The 16,051-nt window shown below is 63.0% G+C and carries 13 protein-coding genes; all 13 read right to left on the minus strand.

What is annotated here, in order from left to right; translation table 11 throughout:
• Positions 1-6: 6 nt before the first annotated feature.
• Entirely contained in the window at positions 7-1,533 is a 1,527-nt protein-coding gene (gene nuoM, locus OXH74_RS18345) for an NADH-quinone oxidoreductase subunit M (protein WP_215369758.1), read from the minus strand.
• Between the two features lie 25 nt (positions 1,534-1,558).
• Positions 1,559-3,406 carry an NADH-quinone oxidoreductase subunit L gene (nuoL, locus tag OXH74_RS18350; protein ID WP_375738242.1) on the minus strand — a complete coding sequence of 616 codons (1,848 nt, stop codon included), beginning with the start codon at positions 3,404-3,406 and terminating at the stop codon, positions 1,559-1,561.
• Positions 3,403-3,711, minus strand: a complete 309-nt coding sequence (nuoK, locus tag OXH74_RS18355; RefSeq protein WP_215369762.1) for an NADH-quinone oxidoreductase subunit NuoK — start codon at positions 3,709-3,711, stop codon at positions 3,403-3,405. Before nuoK ends, nuoL begins: the two co-directional genes overlap by 4 nt.
• Positions 3,712-3,715: 4 nt before the next feature.
• On the minus strand, positions 3,716-4,216 hold the full coding sequence (gene nuoJ / locus OXH74_RS18360) for an NADH-quinone oxidoreductase subunit J (protein ID WP_215369764.1): 501 nt from the start codon (positions 4,214-4,216) through the stop codon (positions 3,716-3,718).
• A 10-nt stretch (positions 4,217-4,226) separates the two neighbouring features.
• Complete coding sequence (gene nuoI, locus OXH74_RS18365; protein ID WP_375738243.1) at positions 4,227-4,775, minus strand: NADH-quinone oxidoreductase subunit NuoI; 549 nt, start codon at positions 4,773-4,775, stop codon at positions 4,227-4,229.
• 11 nt (positions 4,776-4,786) lie between these two features.
• Complete coding sequence (gene nuoH / locus OXH74_RS18370) at positions 4,787-5,779, minus strand: NADH-quinone oxidoreductase subunit NuoH (protein WP_215369768.1); 993 nt, start codon at positions 5,777-5,779, stop codon at positions 4,787-4,789.
• Positions 5,776-8,484, minus strand: a complete 2,709-nt coding sequence (nuoG, locus tag OXH74_RS18375) for an NADH-quinone oxidoreductase subunit NuoG (RefSeq protein ID WP_375738244.1) — start codon at positions 8,482-8,484, stop codon at positions 5,776-5,778. The genes nuoH and nuoG overlap by 4 nt, the downstream gene beginning before the upstream one ends.
• 237 nt (positions 8,485-8,721) lie before the next feature.
• Entirely contained in the window at positions 8,722-10,068 is a 1,347-nt protein-coding gene (gene nuoF / locus OXH74_RS18380; protein WP_375738245.1) for an NADH-quinone oxidoreductase subunit NuoF, read from the minus strand.
• Complete coding sequence (nuoE, locus tag OXH74_RS18385) at positions 10,065-10,559, minus strand: NADH-quinone oxidoreductase subunit NuoE (protein WP_215369775.1); 495 nt, start codon at positions 10,557-10,559, stop codon at positions 10,065-10,067. Before nuoE ends, nuoF begins: the two co-directional genes overlap by 4 nt.
• A 1-nt stretch (position 10,560) precedes the next feature.
• Positions 10,561-12,342 (minus strand): NADH-quinone oxidoreductase subunit C/D, encoded by a 1,782-nt coding sequence (nuoC, locus tag OXH74_RS18390; RefSeq protein WP_375738246.1) that lies wholly within the window; start codon positions 12,340-12,342, stop codon positions 10,561-10,563.
• Positions 12,343-12,405: 63 nt separating this feature from the next.
• Positions 12,406-13,083, minus strand: coding sequence for an NADH-quinone oxidoreductase subunit B family protein (locus tag OXH74_RS18395; RefSeq protein WP_215369780.1), 678 nt, complete (start codon positions 13,081-13,083; stop codon positions 12,406-12,408).
• 10 nt (positions 13,084-13,093) lie between these two features.
• Positions 13,094-13,507, minus strand: a complete 414-nt coding sequence (locus OXH74_RS18400) for an NADH-quinone oxidoreductase subunit A (protein ID WP_375738247.1) — start codon at positions 13,505-13,507, stop codon at positions 13,094-13,096.
• A 478-nt stretch (positions 13,508-13,985) separates the two neighbouring features.
• Complete coding sequence (locus OXH74_RS18405; RefSeq protein ID WP_375738248.1) at positions 13,986-15,980, minus strand: PhoX family phosphatase; 1,995 nt, start codon at positions 15,978-15,980, stop codon at positions 13,986-13,988.
• Positions 15,981-16,051: the final 71 nt, after the last annotated feature.

Below are 16,051 nucleotides of genomic sequence, written 5' to 3' on the forward strand. Positions count from 1 at the left end.
ACCTGGTTACCGGGCAACGAGTTGATTGACGGCGGAATCCAACCACTGATGCACGCCATGCATGCTCGCAGCGGAGGTATCCAGCACCGGTTGCGGGTAAACGCCGAGCAGGATCAGCAGACCGGCAAGACCCAGGACCATGATCAGCTCGCGGGAACGCAGACCTTCGTAGACGGCCTCGCTCTTTGCCGGGCCGAAGTAGGCGCGGTGGATCATGATCAGCGAATAGACCGAGCCGAATACCAGGCCGGTGGCGGCCAGGACGCTGATCCAGGGAATGTTCTTGAAGGCGCCGACCAGGATCAGGAACTCACCGACGAAGTTGCCGGTGCCGGGCAGGCCCAGCGCGGCGGCGGCGAAGAACAGGCTGACGCCGGGCAGATACGGCATACGGGCCCAGATGCCACCCATCTCACGCATGTCGCGAGTGTGCAGGCGCTCGTAGAGCTGGCCGCACAGGATAAAGAGTGCAGCAGCAGAAAGGCCGTGGGCGATCATCTGCACCACCGCGCCCTGCATGGCAATCTGGCTGCCAGAGTAGATGGCGATCAGAACAAAGCCCATGTGCGAGACGCTGGAGTAGGCCACCAAGCGCTTGATGTCGGTCTGGGCGAAGGACAGCAGCGCACCGTAGACGATGGCGAACACGCCGAGCCAGTGGGCAATCGGTGCGAATTCGGCCGAAGCATTGGGGAACAGCGGCAGGGCGAAGCGGATCATGCCGTAGGCCGCCGTCTTCAGCAGAATGCCTGCCAGGTCAACGGAACCGGCGGTCGGTGCCTGGGCGTGTGCGTCCGGCAGCCAGGAGTGCACCGGCACTACCGGGAACTTCACCGCGAAGGCGGCGAAGAAGCCGAGCATCAGCAGGTATTCGGTACCGGGCGCCAGCTCGGCCTTCAGCAGGTCGGCGTAGTTGAACGTCAGTACGCCGGTGTTGCTGTAGTTCACGAGCACCAGGGCGAGGATCGCCACCAGCATGATCAGGCCGCTGGCCTGGGTGAAGATGAAGAACTTGGTGGCGGCGGTGATGCGGGTCTTGCCCTTGCTGCCGCTGTGACCCCAGAGCGCGATGAGGAAGTACATCGGCACCAGCATCATTTCCCAGAAGAAGAAGAACAGGAACAGGTCGATGGCGAGGAACACGCCGACCACACCGCCAAGGATCCACATCAGGTTGAGGTGGAAGAAGCCCACACGGTTCTGGATCTCGCGCCAGGAGCAAAGCACGGACAGCACGCCGAGCAGGCCGGTGAGGACGATCATCAGGATCGACAGGCCGTCCAGGGCCAGGTGGATGGTGACGCCGAAACGCTCGATCCACTGCACCTTGAACTCCTCCGCCCACACCGGATCAGTGCCGGGGGCCGGGGCCAGGGTGAAGTCGCCGGTCGCCCACAGCCAGAGGCCGAGGCCGAACAGCAGGGACATGGTCAGCAGCGCGATCCAGCGGGGCAGGGTGGAGCTGAAACGCTCGCCTTGCCAGCAGAGCAGGCCGCCGATGAAGGGAATCAGGATTAGCCAGGGCAGAATCATGACGGGCTCAATTCCTTAAGAAGATTCAGGTCAGCAGCACGGCGCCGAGCACGAGCACGGCCCCGCCGACTATGGATACGGCGTACCAGCGCAGCTGGCCGGTCTGGCTACGGCTGAGCGCGCTGTTACCACTACGCACCACACGCGGGATCAGCCCGATGCTGCCGTCGATTGGGTCGCGGCCGAGCAGGCGGCAAACCAGCAGGTACGGTTTGACGAACAGCAGGTCATAGAGCCAGTCGAAGCCCCAGGCGGCGAACCACCAGGCACCGAGGAAGCGGCCCGGCGCGCTCTGGGCGACGGCGCTGACGAAGCGGCGCTTGCCGAGGAAGAGCAGGGCCGCCAGCAGGATACCCGCCAGGGCGATGGCGCCCGAAGCAATCTCCAGGCTGTGCTTCGCTTCGCCCCCGGCATGGCCGACGCTTTCCGGCAGCACACCGGCGAGCGGCGGGGTGATCAGAGCACCGATGAAGGTGGAGAGCACCAGCAGCACCACCAGCGGCAGGCTATGGGCGATGCCGTGGCCGGCATGGGCTTCGGTCTTGGCCTCGCCATGGAAGGCGATGAAGATCAGGCGGAAGGTGTAGATCGAAGTCAGGAAGGCACCGGCCAGACCCGCGTACAGCAGCCACTGATGGCCGCTGGCGAAGGCTTCCCAGAGAATCTCGTCCTTGGAGTAGAAACCGGCGGTCACCAGCGGCAGGGCGGCCAGAGCGGCACCACCGACGATGAAGCAGGCGTAGGCCAGCGGCAGTTTCTTCCACAGGCCGCCCATCTTGAAGATGTTCTGCTCGTGGTGGCAGGCGTTGATCACCGCACCGGAAGCGAGGAACAGCAGGGCCTTGAAAAAGGCGTGGGTCATCAGGTGGAAGATCGCTGCGTCCCATGCGCCCACGCCGAGGGCGAGGAACATGTAGCCGATCTGGCTCATGGTGGAGTAGGCGAGGATGCGCTTGATGTCGGTCTGCACCAGAGCAGCGAAGCCAGCCAGGACCAAGGTCACGCCGCCGACGATGCCGACCAGTTCGAGGATCTCCGGGGTCAGCAGGAACAGGCCGTGGGTACGGGCGATCAGGTAGACGCCCGCGGTCACCATGGTGGCCGCGTGGATCAGCGCGGAAACCGGAGTCGGACCGGCCATGGCGTCGGCCAGCCAGGTCTGCAGCGGCAGCTGGGCGGACTTGCCCACGGCGCCGCCAAGCAGCATCAGGGTGGCGACCCAGAGCCAGGTGTCCCCGGCAGCGTACTTCTGCGGGGCCAGCACCATCAGCTCCTGGATGTTCAGGGTGCCGAGGTTGGCGAACAGGATGAACAGGCCGATGGCCATGAACACGTCGCCGACGCGGGTGACGATGAAGGCCTTCAGAGCGGCGTTGCCATTGGGTACGTGCTTGAAGTAGAAGCCGATCAGCAGGTACGAGCACAGCCCCACGCCTTCCCAACCGAAGTAGAGGAACAGCAGGTTATCGCCCAGCACCAGGAACAGCATGCTGGCGATGAACAGGTTGGTGTAGGCGAAAAAGCGCGAATAGCCCTCTTCCCCACGCATGTACCAGGAGGCGAACAGGTGGATCAGGAAGCCGACACCGGTCACCACGCCGAGCATGGTCAGGGACAGACCGTCCAGATAGAGGGTGAAGCTGGGCGCGAAGCCCGCCACGCTCATCCACTGCCACAACGTCTGGGTGTAGACGCCGCCTTCCGGCGGAGCAACGTTGAACTGCCAGATGATCCAGGCGGCAACCAGGGCGGAGAGCCCGACCGAGCCGACACCGATGATGGCGGAGGTGTTTTCGGAGAAACGCCCGCGGGAGAAGGCCAGGATGAACCAGCCGAGCAGCGGGAACAGGCAAGTGAGGAATAGAAGGTTCATCCGCGCATCTCGCTGGCAGCGTCGATATCGAGGGTATGGAAGCGGCGGTACAGCTGCAGCAGGATCGCCAGGCCGATACTGGCCTCGGCGGCTGCCAGGCTGATCACCAGCACGAACATGATCTGGCCGTCCGGCTGAGCCCAGCGGGCGCCTGCGACCACGAAGGCCAGGGCGGCCGAGTTCATCATGACTTCCAGGCTCATGAGCACGAACAGGATGTTGCGGCGCACCATCAGGCCCGTGAGGCCCAGGCAGAAGAGAATGCCGGCCACCGCCAGGCCATGTTCCAGGGGGATTGCGTTCATGGCGTTATTCCTTAGCTTCGTGGCGGCCGAGGTGGAAGGCGGCGACCAGGGCTGCCAGGAGCAGCATGGAGGCCAGTTCCACGGCCAGCAGGTACGGGCCGAAGAGGCTGATGCCGACTGCCTTGGCGTCCACGGTGGTGTGGCCGATGGCGGCGCCGCTGGCATTGCCGAACAGCACATAGAGCAGTTCGGCCAGCAGGATCAGGGAGAGCAGGGCAGGGCCGGTCCAGATGCCAGGCTTGAGCCATTTCTTCTCCTGTTCGGCAATCGCCGGCCCAAGGTTCAGCATCATCACCACGAAGACGAACAGCACCATGATGGCGCCGGCGTAGACGATGATTTCCAGGGCACCCGCGAACGGCGCGCCAAGGGCGAAGAAGCACATCGACACTGCCAGCAGCGAGACGATGAGGTAGAGCAGTGCATGCACAGGGTTGGTGTTGGTGATCACCCGCAGGGTGGAGACCACCGCCGCGCCGGCAGCGAAATAGAAAGCGAATTCCACGCGCGTCTCCTTAGGGCAGCAGGCTCTTCACGTTGATCGGCTCGGCTTCGTTTTGCGCGGCGCCTTTCGGCTTGCCGGCAATGGCCATGCCTGCCACGCGATAGAAGTTGTAGTCAGGGTATTTGCCAGGGCCGGAGATCAGCAGGTCTTCCTTCTCGTACACCAGGTCCTGGCGCTTGAACTCGCCCATCTCGAAATCCGGGGTCAGCTGGATTGCGGTGGTAGGGCAGGCCTCTTCACACAGGCCGCAGAAGATGCAGCGTGAGAAGTTGATGCGGAAGAACTCGGGGTACCAGCGGCCATCTTCAGTTTCGGCCTTCTGCAGCGAGATGCAGCCAACCGGGCAGGCTACCGCACAGAGGTTGCAGGCAACGCAGCGCTCCTCGCCATCGGGATCACGGGTGAGGACGATGCGGCCGCGATAACGCGGCGGCAGGTACACCGGCTCTTCCGGGTACTGCAGCGTGTCACGCTTGCGGAAGGCATGGCCGAAGATCATCACCAGGCTTCGCAGCTGGGTGTAGGTGCCATGCAGGACGTGGATGATTTCTTTGATCATGGTGTTTCTCCTTACTGGGCCGAGGCCAGCACGAGCGCGCCGGTCACCAGCAGGTTGATCAGGGTCAGCGGCAGGCAGACCTTCCAGCTGAAAGCCATCACCTGGTCATAGCGTGGGCGCGGGATGGAGGCGCGCAGCAGGATGAACAGCATGATGAAGAAGGCGGTCTTGAGTGCGAACCAGATGAAGGGGATCTGCGGCAGGATGCCGAACGGGCCATGCCAGCCACCGAAGAACAGGGTCACAAGCAGCGCGGAGATCAGCACGATGCCGATGTACTCGCCGACGAAGAACATGCCCCATTTCATACCGGCGTATTCGATGTGGTAGCCGTCGGCCAGTTCCTGTTCCGCTTCTGGCTGGTCGAACGGGTGACGGTGCGTCACGGCCACGCCGGCGATGAAGAAGGTACAGAAGCCGAAGAACTGCGGAATGATGAACCACAGGTGCTGTGCCTGGTACTCAACGATATCGCGCATGTTGAAGGAGCCGACCTGGGCCACGATGCCCATCAGCGACAGGGCCAGGAACACCTCGTAGGAGATGGTCTGGGCCGAGGCGCGTAGGCTGCCGAGCAGGGCGAACTTGTTGTTGCTCGCCCAGCCGGCGAAGAGCACCGCATATACAGTGATACCGGCCATGGCGAAGAAGAACAGGATGCCGATGTTCAGGTCGGCCACACCCCAGGTGGGGGTGACCGGGATCACTGCGAACGCGACCAGCAGGGCGCTCATGGCGATGATGGGCGCCAGAGTGAAGATCAGCTTGTCGGCGAATGGCGGGGTCCAGTCTTCCTTGAAGAACATCTTGATCATGTCCGCGCCCAGTTGGAAGGCACCGAAAGGGCCTACCCGGTTCGGACCGTAGCGATCCTGCCAGAGCCCCAGCAGGCGACGTTCCACCCAGGAGAGCAGGGCACCGCTAACCACCACGGCCAGCAGGATGACGATGGCCTTGACGACGGCGATGACGATATCGATCAGTTCGGGCGTCAGCCAGCTCATTGCGCGACCTCCTGTACGGCAGTGACGACAGCTCCGGCGATGGTGGCCGGGATGCCCGGCAGACCGGCCGGCAGACCGATCAGGCCAATACCTAACTCTTCCTTGACCTGCAGCGGCAGGCGCAGGGCCTGGCCGTTGATGGTCAGGCTGAGCAGGGCACCGTCATTGACGCCAAGGCGATCGGCCTCGTCTTTCGCCAGGGCCACGTAAGGCTGCGGAATGCGCTCCTGCACCGGGGCGGCGCGGGAACTGGTCTCCTCGCTGCCGAACAGGTGGTGCAGCGGCACGGCCTGCCAAGTGCCCTGAGCCGGATTGAAGGCGGCGTTGACGCTGAACCACGGCAGGGGCTGACCTTTCGCTTCGATCAGGCGCACGCCCGGGTCACCGGCGCGCAGGTGGCCGCCGACTTCGTCCTGAAACTTGTTCCAGGCCTGCGGCGAGTTCCAGCCCGGTGACCAGGCGAAGGGGATCTGCTGACGGGGCTCGACACTGCCGGCGTAGCCTTCCATGGAGAAGGCGAAAGCCGAGTCCTTGTCCTGCGGCTGACGCGGCTCGTGCACGCTGATATTGGCGCGCATGGCAGTGCGGCCACTATAGCGGTGCGGTTCACGGGCTAGCTTCATGCCCTTGATGCGGAACGAGGCGCTCGGCGCGGCATCGCGGATGGCAGCCAGCAGCGGGCTGCTGTCGGCACAGGCGGCGGTGACGTGGTCGAGCTGCGTCCAGTCCACGGCCTTGCCCAGCAGGTCGCTGTGCAGCGCGTGCAGCCAGCGCCACCCTTCGCGGACGAGGATGTTGGCATCGTAGTAGACCGGATCGAAGACCTGGAAGAAGCGCTGGGCGCGGCCTTCCATGCTGACCAGGGTGCCGTCGCCTTCGGCGAAGCTGGCAGCCGGCAGGACCAGATGAGCACGCTCGGTGGTGGCGGTCTGCTGGTGGTCGGCAACGATGACGACCTTGGCGGCGGCCAGGGCGGCGTCCACCTTGGCTGCGTCGGCGCGGCGGTAGAGATCGTTCTCCAGAACGACAACGGCGTCGGCCTTGCCGGACGTCAGGGCTTCCAGCGCGGCGTCAACGGATTCGCCGCCGAACAGGGCCAGGCCCATGCTGTTGGCTTCCGGTACCACCAGGCTCAGGGAGCCATTCTTCTCGCGGTTCTTCAGCGCACTGGCAATGTTTGCGGCGGCTTCGATCAGCGCCTTGCTACCCAGGGAAGCACCGGAAATGACCAGCGGACGCTTGGCCGCGAGCAGGGCCTCGGCGATTCGTTTGACCAGTTCGGCGGCCTCGCTTTCCAGGCCGTCCACGGCCGGCGCGCTCGGGTCGATGGCGTGGGCCACGGCGAAACCGATACGGGCCAGATCGGCTGGCGCGGCGTGGACGCTCTCGGCAGCCACGTCATCCAGGCGGGTGCTGGCGACGCTGGCAATGAACAGCGGGTTCAGCGCGTCCTGGGCGACGTTCTGCACGGCGGCCATGTGCCAATCCTGGATCTTCATCGAGGCGGCGATGTCAGTGGCCTTGCCCTTGACGGCTTGGCGCAGCGCGAGGGCCATGCGGGCAGCAGTCTGGGTCAGGTCTTCGCCGAGGACGAAGATTGCGTCATGCTTCTCGACGTCACGCAGGGTGGGGACCGGCAGCGGGCCGTCCTGCAGGATGCCGCGGATCAGGCGCAGGTTTTCCAGCTCATGGGCAGCGATGCCGGAGTAATAATTCTCGGCGCCGACCAGTTCACGCAGGGCGAAGTTGCTTTCCAGGCTGGCGCGCGGCGAACCGATGCCGATCACGCGCTTGCCCTTGAGCAGTTCGGCGGCCTTGTCGAGCGCGCCGTCGAGCGAGAGCTTCTGGCTGCCCAGCAGCGGATGGCGTGGGCGGTCTTCGCGGTTGACGTAGCCATAGCCGAAACGGCCACGGTCACAGAGGAAGTACTGGTTTACCGAGCCATTGAAGCGGTTCTCGATGCGACGGATCTCGCCATAGCGCTCGCCGGGGCTGACGTTGCAGCCGCTGGAGCATCCGTGGCAGATGCTCGGGGAGAACTGCATGTCCCACTTGCGGTTGTAGCGCTCGGAGTGGGTCTTGTCGGTAAACACACCGGTCGGGCAGACCTCGACCAGGTTGCCGGAGAATTCGCTCTCCAGCACACCATCTTCGACGCGGCCGAAGTAGACGTTGTCGTGGGCGCCGTAGACGCCGAGGTCGGTGCCGCCCGCGTAGTCCTTGTAGTAGCGCACGCAGCGGTAACAGGCGATACAGCGGTTCATCTCGTGGGCGATGAACGGGCCGAGTTCCTGGTTCTGGTGGGTACGCTTGGTGAAGCGGTAGCGACGGGCATTGTGGCCGGTCATCACCGTCATGTCCTGCAGGTGGCAGTGGCCGCCTTCCTCGCACACCGGGCAGTCGTGCGGGTGGTTGGTCATCAGCCATTCGACGACGCTGGCGCGGAACTGCTTGGCCTCTTCGTCGTCAATGGAAATCCAGGTGTTATCGGTGGCAGGGGTCATGCAGGACATGACGAGGCGGCCGCGTTTGTCGTTCTCGTCGGTGTACTGCTTGACCGCGCATTGGCGGCAGGCGCCGACGCTACCGAGCGCCGGGTGCCAGCAGAAGTAGGGGATGTCGAGTCCGAGGGAGAGACAGGCCTGCAGGAGGTTGTCTGCACCATCGACTTCGAGCGTCTTGCCGTCTACGTGGATAGTGGCCATGGTTCAGTCTTCATCTGCCCGTTTGACCGGGCTTGGCTAATGGAATCAGCGTGCGCACGGGGCCGGGTAGCGGCCGCCGCTGCGCGAATTCTTCTTGGAGCCTGCTCACGATCTGCTGCGAGTCGGCTAAAGGGTGTTGAAAACGGCCTCGGATGCTCATTTACCAGTCGTAAACTCCGCTTCCTCGACCATCTGCGCCACCCTTGATCTCTAGCTCGCGAAATCGTGAGCAGACTCTTAGGCGCCGACGGGGATCGGTCGCGCTGCTGGGATCTGGCGGGTGATACCTGCTTCGAACTCCGGACGGAAATACTTCATCGCACTGCCCAGTGGCTCTACGGCGCCCGGTGCGTGCGCGCAGAAGGTTTTGCCTGGGCCGAGGAAGCTGACGAGCTGTTCGAGTGTCTCCAGGTCTCCGGGCTGACCTTCGCCGCGCTCCAGGGCACGCAGGAGCTTGACGCTCCACGGCAGGCCGTCACGGCATGGGGTACACCAGCCGCAGGACTCGCGGGCGAAGAACTCTTCCATGTTGCGCAGCAGGGAAACCATGTTGATGCTGTCGTCCACGGCCAGGGCCAGGCCGGTACCCATACGGGTGCCGACCTTGGCAATACCGGCGGCATACATGGGGGCATCCAGGTGCTCGGGGAGCAGGAAGCCGGTGCCGGCACCGCCCGGCTGCCATGCTTTGAGTTTGAAGCCGTCGCGCATGCCGCCGGCATAGTCCTCGAAGAGTTCGCGAGCCGGTATGCCGAAGGGCAGTTCCCAGAGGCCGGGATTCTTCACCTTGCCGGAGAAACCCATGAGCTTGGTGCCCATGTCTTCGCTGCCCGGGAGCGCCAGGGACTTGTACCACTCGACGCCGTTAGCGACGATTGCCGGCACGTTGCACAGGGTCTCGACGTTGTTGACACAGGTGGGCTTGCCCCAGACGCCGACAGCAGCGGGGAAGGGGGGCTTGGAGCGTGGATTGGCGCGGCGGCCTTCTAGCGAGTTGATCAGTGCGGTCTCTTCGCCGCAGATGTAGCGGCCGGCGCCAGTGTGCACGAACAACTCGAAGTCGAAGCCCGAGCCCAGGATGTTCTTGCCGAGCAGGCCGGCGGCCTTGGCTTCGTCGATGGCGCGGTTGAGGTTGCGCGCCGCGTCGACGTACTCGCCGCGCAGGAAGATGTAACCGCGATAGGCCTTGAGGGCGCGGGCGCTGATCAGCATGCCTTCCACCAGCAGGTGGGGCAACTGCTCCATCAGCATGCGGTCCTTCCAGGTGTTGGGTTCCATTTCATCCGCGTTGCACAGCAGGTAGCGGATGTTCATGGATTCGTCGGCCGGCATCAGGCCCCACTTCACGCCAGTGGGGAAGCCCGCACCGCCGCGGCCCTTGAGCCCGGAGTCCTTGACCTGCTGCACGATATCGGCTTGGGCCATTTCGGTCAGGGCCTTGCGTGCAGCGGCGTAGCCGTTCTTCTGCTGGTATTCGTCAAGCCATACCGGTTGCGCGTCTTCGCGCAGGCGCCAGGTCAGCGGATGGGTTTGTTCACTGCGCGCGATGCGGTTGGCCGGGCCGATGGAGGTCAGGGTCTTCATTTATAGGCCTCCAGCAGCTGGGCAACGCCGTTGGGTTGGACGTCGCCGAAGGTGTCGTCGTCGATCATCACCGCCGGGGCCTTGTCGCAGTTGCCCAGGCAGCAGACCGGCAGCAGGGTGAAACGGTTGTCGGCGGTGGTCTGGCCGAGGCCGATGCCAAGTTGCTTCTGCATTTCGGCAACCACGGATTCATGGCCGCCGACGTAGCAGGTCATGCTGTCGCAGACGCGGATCACATGCCGGCCGACCGGCTGACGGAATATCTGACTATAGAAGGTGGCCACACCTTCGACGTCGCTGGCGGGGATGCCGAGGATCTCGCCGATGGCATCGGCGGCGCCGTCAGGGACCCAGCCGCGCTCTTTCTGGACGATCTTCAGGGCTTCGATGGACGCCGCGCGCGGGTCCTCGTAGTGGTGCATTTCATGCTCGATGGCCGAGCGCTCGGTTTCGCTGAGGACGAAACGGTCGGTCTTGATAAGGGTGTTCATGTCAGCGGTCCACGTCAGCCATAACGAAGTCGATACTGCCCAGGTAGGCGATCAGGTCTGCCACCATGCTGCCGCGGATCACTGAAGGGATCTGCTGCAGATGGGGGAAGCTGGGCGTCCGGATCCGGGTGCGGTAGCTCATGGTGCTGCCGTCGCTGGTCAGGTAGTAGCTATTGATACCCTTGGTCGCTTCGATCATCTGGAAGGCTTCGTTGGCCGGCATGACCGGACCCCAGGAAACCTGCAGGAAGTGGGTGATCAGGGTTTCGATATGCTGCAGCGTGCGCTCTTTCGGTGGCGGCGTGGTCAGCGGGTGGTCCGCCTTGTACGGGCCTTCCGGCATGTTCTTCAGGCACTGGTCGATGATGCGGATACTCTGGCGCATCTCTTCCACACGAACCATGCAACGGTCGTAGGCGTCGCCGTTATGGGCCAGCGGTACTTCGAACTCGAAGTTCTCGTAGCCGGAATAGGGGCGTGCCTTGCGTAGGTCGAAGTCGCAGCCAGTGGAGCGCAGGCCAGCACCGGTAACGCCCCATTCCAGGGCTTCCTTGGTGTTGTACTGGGCAACACCAACTGTGCGGCCACGCAGGATGCTGTTTTTCAGGGCGGCCTTTTCATATTCGTCGAGACGCTTGGGCAGCCACTCTACGAACTCTTTGACCAGACCATCCCAGCCGCGTGGCAGGTCGTGGGCGACGCCGCCGATGCGGTACCAGGCCGGGTGCAGGCGGAAGCCGGTAACGGCTTCGATCACCTTGTAGGCGCGCTGGCGGTCGGTGAAGGTGAAGAACACCGGGGTCATTGCGCCGACGTCCTGGATGTAGGTGCCCAGGAACAGCAGGTGACTGGTGATCCGGAAAAACTCGGCCATCATCACGCGGATGAAGTCGACGCGTTGCGGCACCTTGATGCCCGCGAGCTTCTCCACGGCCAGCACGTAGGGGAGGTTGTTCATCACCCCGCCCAGGTAGTCGATGCGGTCGGTGTAGGGGATGAAGCTGTGCCAGGACTGGCGCTCGGCCATCTTCTCGGCACCACGGTGGTGGTAGCCGACTTCCGGTACGCAGTCGACGATCTCTTCACCATCGAGTTGCAGGATGATGCGGAAAGCCCCGTGGGCAGACGGGTGGTTCGGGCCGAGGTTGAGGAACATGTAGTCCTCGTTCTCGCCGTGGCGCTTCATGCCCCAGTCTTCTGGGCGGAAACGCGCGGCCTCTTCTTCCAGTTGGTGTTTGGCCAGGGTCAGGCTGAACGGATCGAATTCGGTGGCGCGCGCCGGGTAGTCCTTGCGCAGCGGATGACCTTCCCAGGTGTTGGGCATCATGATCCGGGAGAGGTGCGGATGCCCGGTGAAGGTGATGCCGTACATGTCCCAGACTTCCCGCTCGTACCAGTTGGCGTTGGGCCAGATACCAGTGGCGGTGGGCAGGTTGAGGTCGCCCTCGGACAAGGCAACCTTGATCATCACGTCACTATTACGCTCCAGCGACATCAGGTGGTAGAACACCGTGAAGTCGGCGTCCGGCAGGCCGCGACGCTGGGTGCGCAGGCGCTCGTCAACGCCATGCAGGTCGTACAGCATGACGAAGGGGCGCGGCAGGTTGCGCAGGAACTTGAGGACGTCGATCAGCTTGTCACGGCCGACCCAGATAACCGGCATGCCGGTACGGGTGCTCTGCACGGTGAAGTTTTCGGCGCCAAAGCGGGAGTTGAGCTCTACGACGACTTCTTGGTCGTCAGCCTTGTAAGGCGGAATAGACAGAACGGTGTCTGCGGTCATGGTCTCGGTCGCTATCAGTCAACGTAAAGAATGAGCCTGGGGTCTTCGGGTAGAAAACCAGGCTCAGACTTCGTCGGGGCTGCGCAGGTTGGTAACCTGAATACGTTGTTCGCGGCGCTGTTCCCGCTGCGAGGGCATGTCGGCACGATAGATGCCTTGGTCCCCCACGACCCAGGATAGCGGGCGACGCTCCTGGCCGATGGATTCCTGGAGCAGCATCAAGCCTTGCAGGAATGCCTCGGGGCGGGGCGGGCAGCCGGGAATATAGACGTCCACGGGGAGGAACTTGTCCACGCCCTGAACGACCGAATAGATGTCGTACATGCCACCAGAGTTCGCGCACGATCCCATGGATATGACCCACTTGGGCTCCAGCATCTGCTCATAAAGGCGCTGGATGACGGGCGCCATCTTGATGAAGCAGGTGCCGGCAATGACCATGAAGTCCGCCTGGCGCGGCGATGCACGAATGACTTCCGCGCCGAAGCGAGCGATGTCGTGCGGCGCAGTGAAAGCGGTGGTCATCTCCACGTAGCAGCAGGAGAGGCCGAAGTTATAGGGCCACAGGGAGTTCTTGCGACCCCAGTTGACTGCGCCGTTGAGAACATCCTCGAGCTTGCCGAGGAAGATGTTCTTGTGAACCTGATCTTCTAGCAGCGGGTCGGAAACGGTCTCCCGTTGGCCGATCGGATACTCCTCGTAGGTTGCATCCGGATCGATCCGAGTAAGTTTGTATTGCATCGCCAAAGCCTCATTGTTTTAGCTTCGCCTGCCGCTTGCGACGACCTTCGGGAGCCCAATCGAGCGCCCCGATGCGCCAAAGGTAGACAAGACCCGCCAACAGAATTGCTATGAAAATGGTTGCTTCGATGAAGCCGGCCCAGCCGCTTTCGCGCACTGAAACAGCCCAAGCAAAGAGGAAGAGGGCTTCGACGTCGAAGATCACGAAGAGCATCGCGACCAGATAGAATTTGGCGGAGAGCCGCAGGCGGGCTGTGCCGGTTGGGAGCATGCCGGACTCAAACGGGTCATTCTTGCTGCGCCCAACGGCCTTGCTGCCCAGCAGGCTGGACACTCCGATCATGAAAGCGCAGAGGCCGACGACCCCAAGCAGGAAAATTGCAAAACCCCAGTTGTGGGACATGATGGCAGCAGCTTCCGACATGCCGGAACTCCCTGGACAAGGAACGGCGTTCACTCGTGTTGAAAGGGTTAATGCCGAGATCTGATCATGCCCCGGCAATCTATTCCGGCAATTTTATGCCTGACCGGGTGTGCAAGTAAATTTTTCAGGCCAAAAATTTCCCAGGCGAGCCTGTTTTGGGGGCTTCTACTAGCCTGTAGCCCTTGAGTGGTGCGGGTTTCAGCTTTTCATTAGGCCTTTGTCGGATTGCGTCCTTATGTCGCATCCTGAGGTGTCGCTGCTGGGCAAATGATAAGCAGTCGCAGTGGCTTGGTGCTTAAATAATCACATTGTCGAAAGTACGACAGTTAAGTACGAAATCTCCGGCTTTAATTAGTCAGCGCCAGGAAAGTTGGTGCCGGGCGAGACTTTCATATTTGCGACAGTTTCTAATGTTTCCTTGGCATTTGGGCCAATGAGCACACAAAGGGGCCGGCCCTGAAAGGCCGGCCCGGGGTGATCAGAGGAGTCGTCGACCGTCGTCGCGTGTGATGATCACAGTGGAGGAGCGAGGGCGTTTGCCTGGGCCGTCGGGCCAGGTGCTGAGGAGGTTGGTCGCCGTCGATCCCTCACCCGGGTGCTGGATATTGATGAACAGAGTCTTGAAGTCCGGGGTTGCCGTGATGCCGGTCACTTCGGCACCAAGGGGGCCGACCAGGAAGCGTTTGACCTCGCCGCTGCGCGGGTCAGCGACGAGCATCTGGTTGTTGCCGAAGGGGCCGCTGCTGAGCTGGCTGCCGCTCATGTCGGTCTGGATCCACAGGCGTCCTTCGTCGTCGAACCAGAGGCCGTCTGGGCTGGCGAGGATATTCTGCTCGCTTAGTGGCTGACCCTTGGGGCCGCGGCTGTCGCCGTCGGGGCCGGCGAGCAGGAAAATGTTCCAGTCGAAGCGAAGGCCAGCGTGGTCGCGACTGTTTTCGCGCCAGCGGATGATGTGGCCGTAGGCGTTGGCGATGCGTGGGTTGGCAGCGTCCGCCGTGGTGCGCGCAGTGTTGTTGGTGAGGGTGAAATAGACCTCGCCGTTATCAGGGTTCACCGCGCCCCATTCCGGGCGGTCCATGCGCGTAGCTCCGACGATGTCGGCGGCCAGGCGGGTGTTGATCAGCACTTCGCCCTGGTTGGCGAAGGTGACTCCAGCGGTCGCGCAGGCGCTGCGGAAGCGGCGGTCGTTAATGTCCAGGGGCAGCCAGTCGCCGCTGCCATCGGCATTGAAGCGCGCGACGTAGAGGGTGCCTTCGTCGAGCAGTCGGCCATCGCTGTTGCCGGGACGGTACTTGTCGCGGCTAACGTACTTGTAGATGTACTCGTTCTGCGAATCGTCGCCGGAGTAGCAGACCACCGGGCGGCCACCTTGGACCGGGGCGAATATCAGACCTTCGTGGGCGAAGCGGCCAAGGGCCGTGCGTTTTACCGGGGTCGAGCTTGGGTCGAACGGGTCGATCTCGACGATCCAGCCGAAATGGTTGGGTTCATTGCGGTAGTCACCTTGGGCATCTGTGGTTTTGCGGGTCGCGTCGAAGCGCTCGAACTCGTCGCCCGGTAATGTTTCCCAGCCGAAGCGGCTACTGGTGCGCAGGCCGTAGCGTTTGAGTTCGCGGGGCAGGTCCGAATCGCGGCTGGCGAAGTAGCCGGCCCAGTTCTCCTCGCAGGTGAGGTAGGTGCCCCAGGGCGTGAAACCGTTGGAGCAGTTGTTCTGGGTGCCACGGGTGGCGGTGCCGTTCGGGCTGTAGCGGGTCTGCAGGAGCGGGTTGCCTCGCGCCGGACCGCGGATTTCCATCGGCGTGGCTGCGGTGATGCGGCGATTGCGCGGGCTCGGCACTATTTCCCATTCACCGCGTACGTTGCGTCGGATTTCGACGACCGAAACGCCATGGCCATTTATTTCCTTCCGGACTTCTTCGGCACTGGCACGCTTGCCGTTCACCAGGGTTGGACCGTTGGGGTGAATCAGAGGCGCGTCGATGTACTCGTGGTTGAGAACCAGTAGGCCATGGTCCGAGCTCTTCCCTGAGCCACGACGTGCGTCGATGGGGAAATAGTGCATGCCATCGTGGTGCATGCCAATCTGCTCGGCCTGGTCCTGGGCGCTGTTGCTGGCGTCATCGAGGAACGCCGGATAACGGCCGGTTATCGGGGTGCCCCATGGGATGAAGGGCGTGGCCTTGTAGCCCGGAGGGACACTTATGACATCTGTGCGGCTGGTCGGAATGGCGTCGAACGGCAGGCGCGAACGCAGTTTGAAGGGCTGCCCCTTCGCCTGGGGCTCTGCCGCGAGGGCCTCGCCGGGAATGGCGGCGCCAAGGAAGGCGAGGGTGCCGAGAGCGGCGCCGCCGGCTAGCAGTTGTCGGCGGTTGAGGCCGCCGATCAGATCGCTGATGTGAGGGTTGTTCGAGTTGTTGCTCGGAACTTCATCGCCGCTGCCAAAAAGCACGGCGTTGTCATTGTGCTGGTTCAAGGCGGAGTCTCCATACAGGCGAATCGACGGAGCCCTGACGCTATAGGGGCAATGCGACGAGAAAATTACAG

It is taken from the genome of Metapseudomonas boanensis (genome assembly GCF_042232855.1).
Lineage (GTDB): Bacteria > Pseudomonadota > Gammaproteobacteria > Pseudomonadales > Pseudomonadaceae > Metapseudomonas > Metapseudomonas boanensis.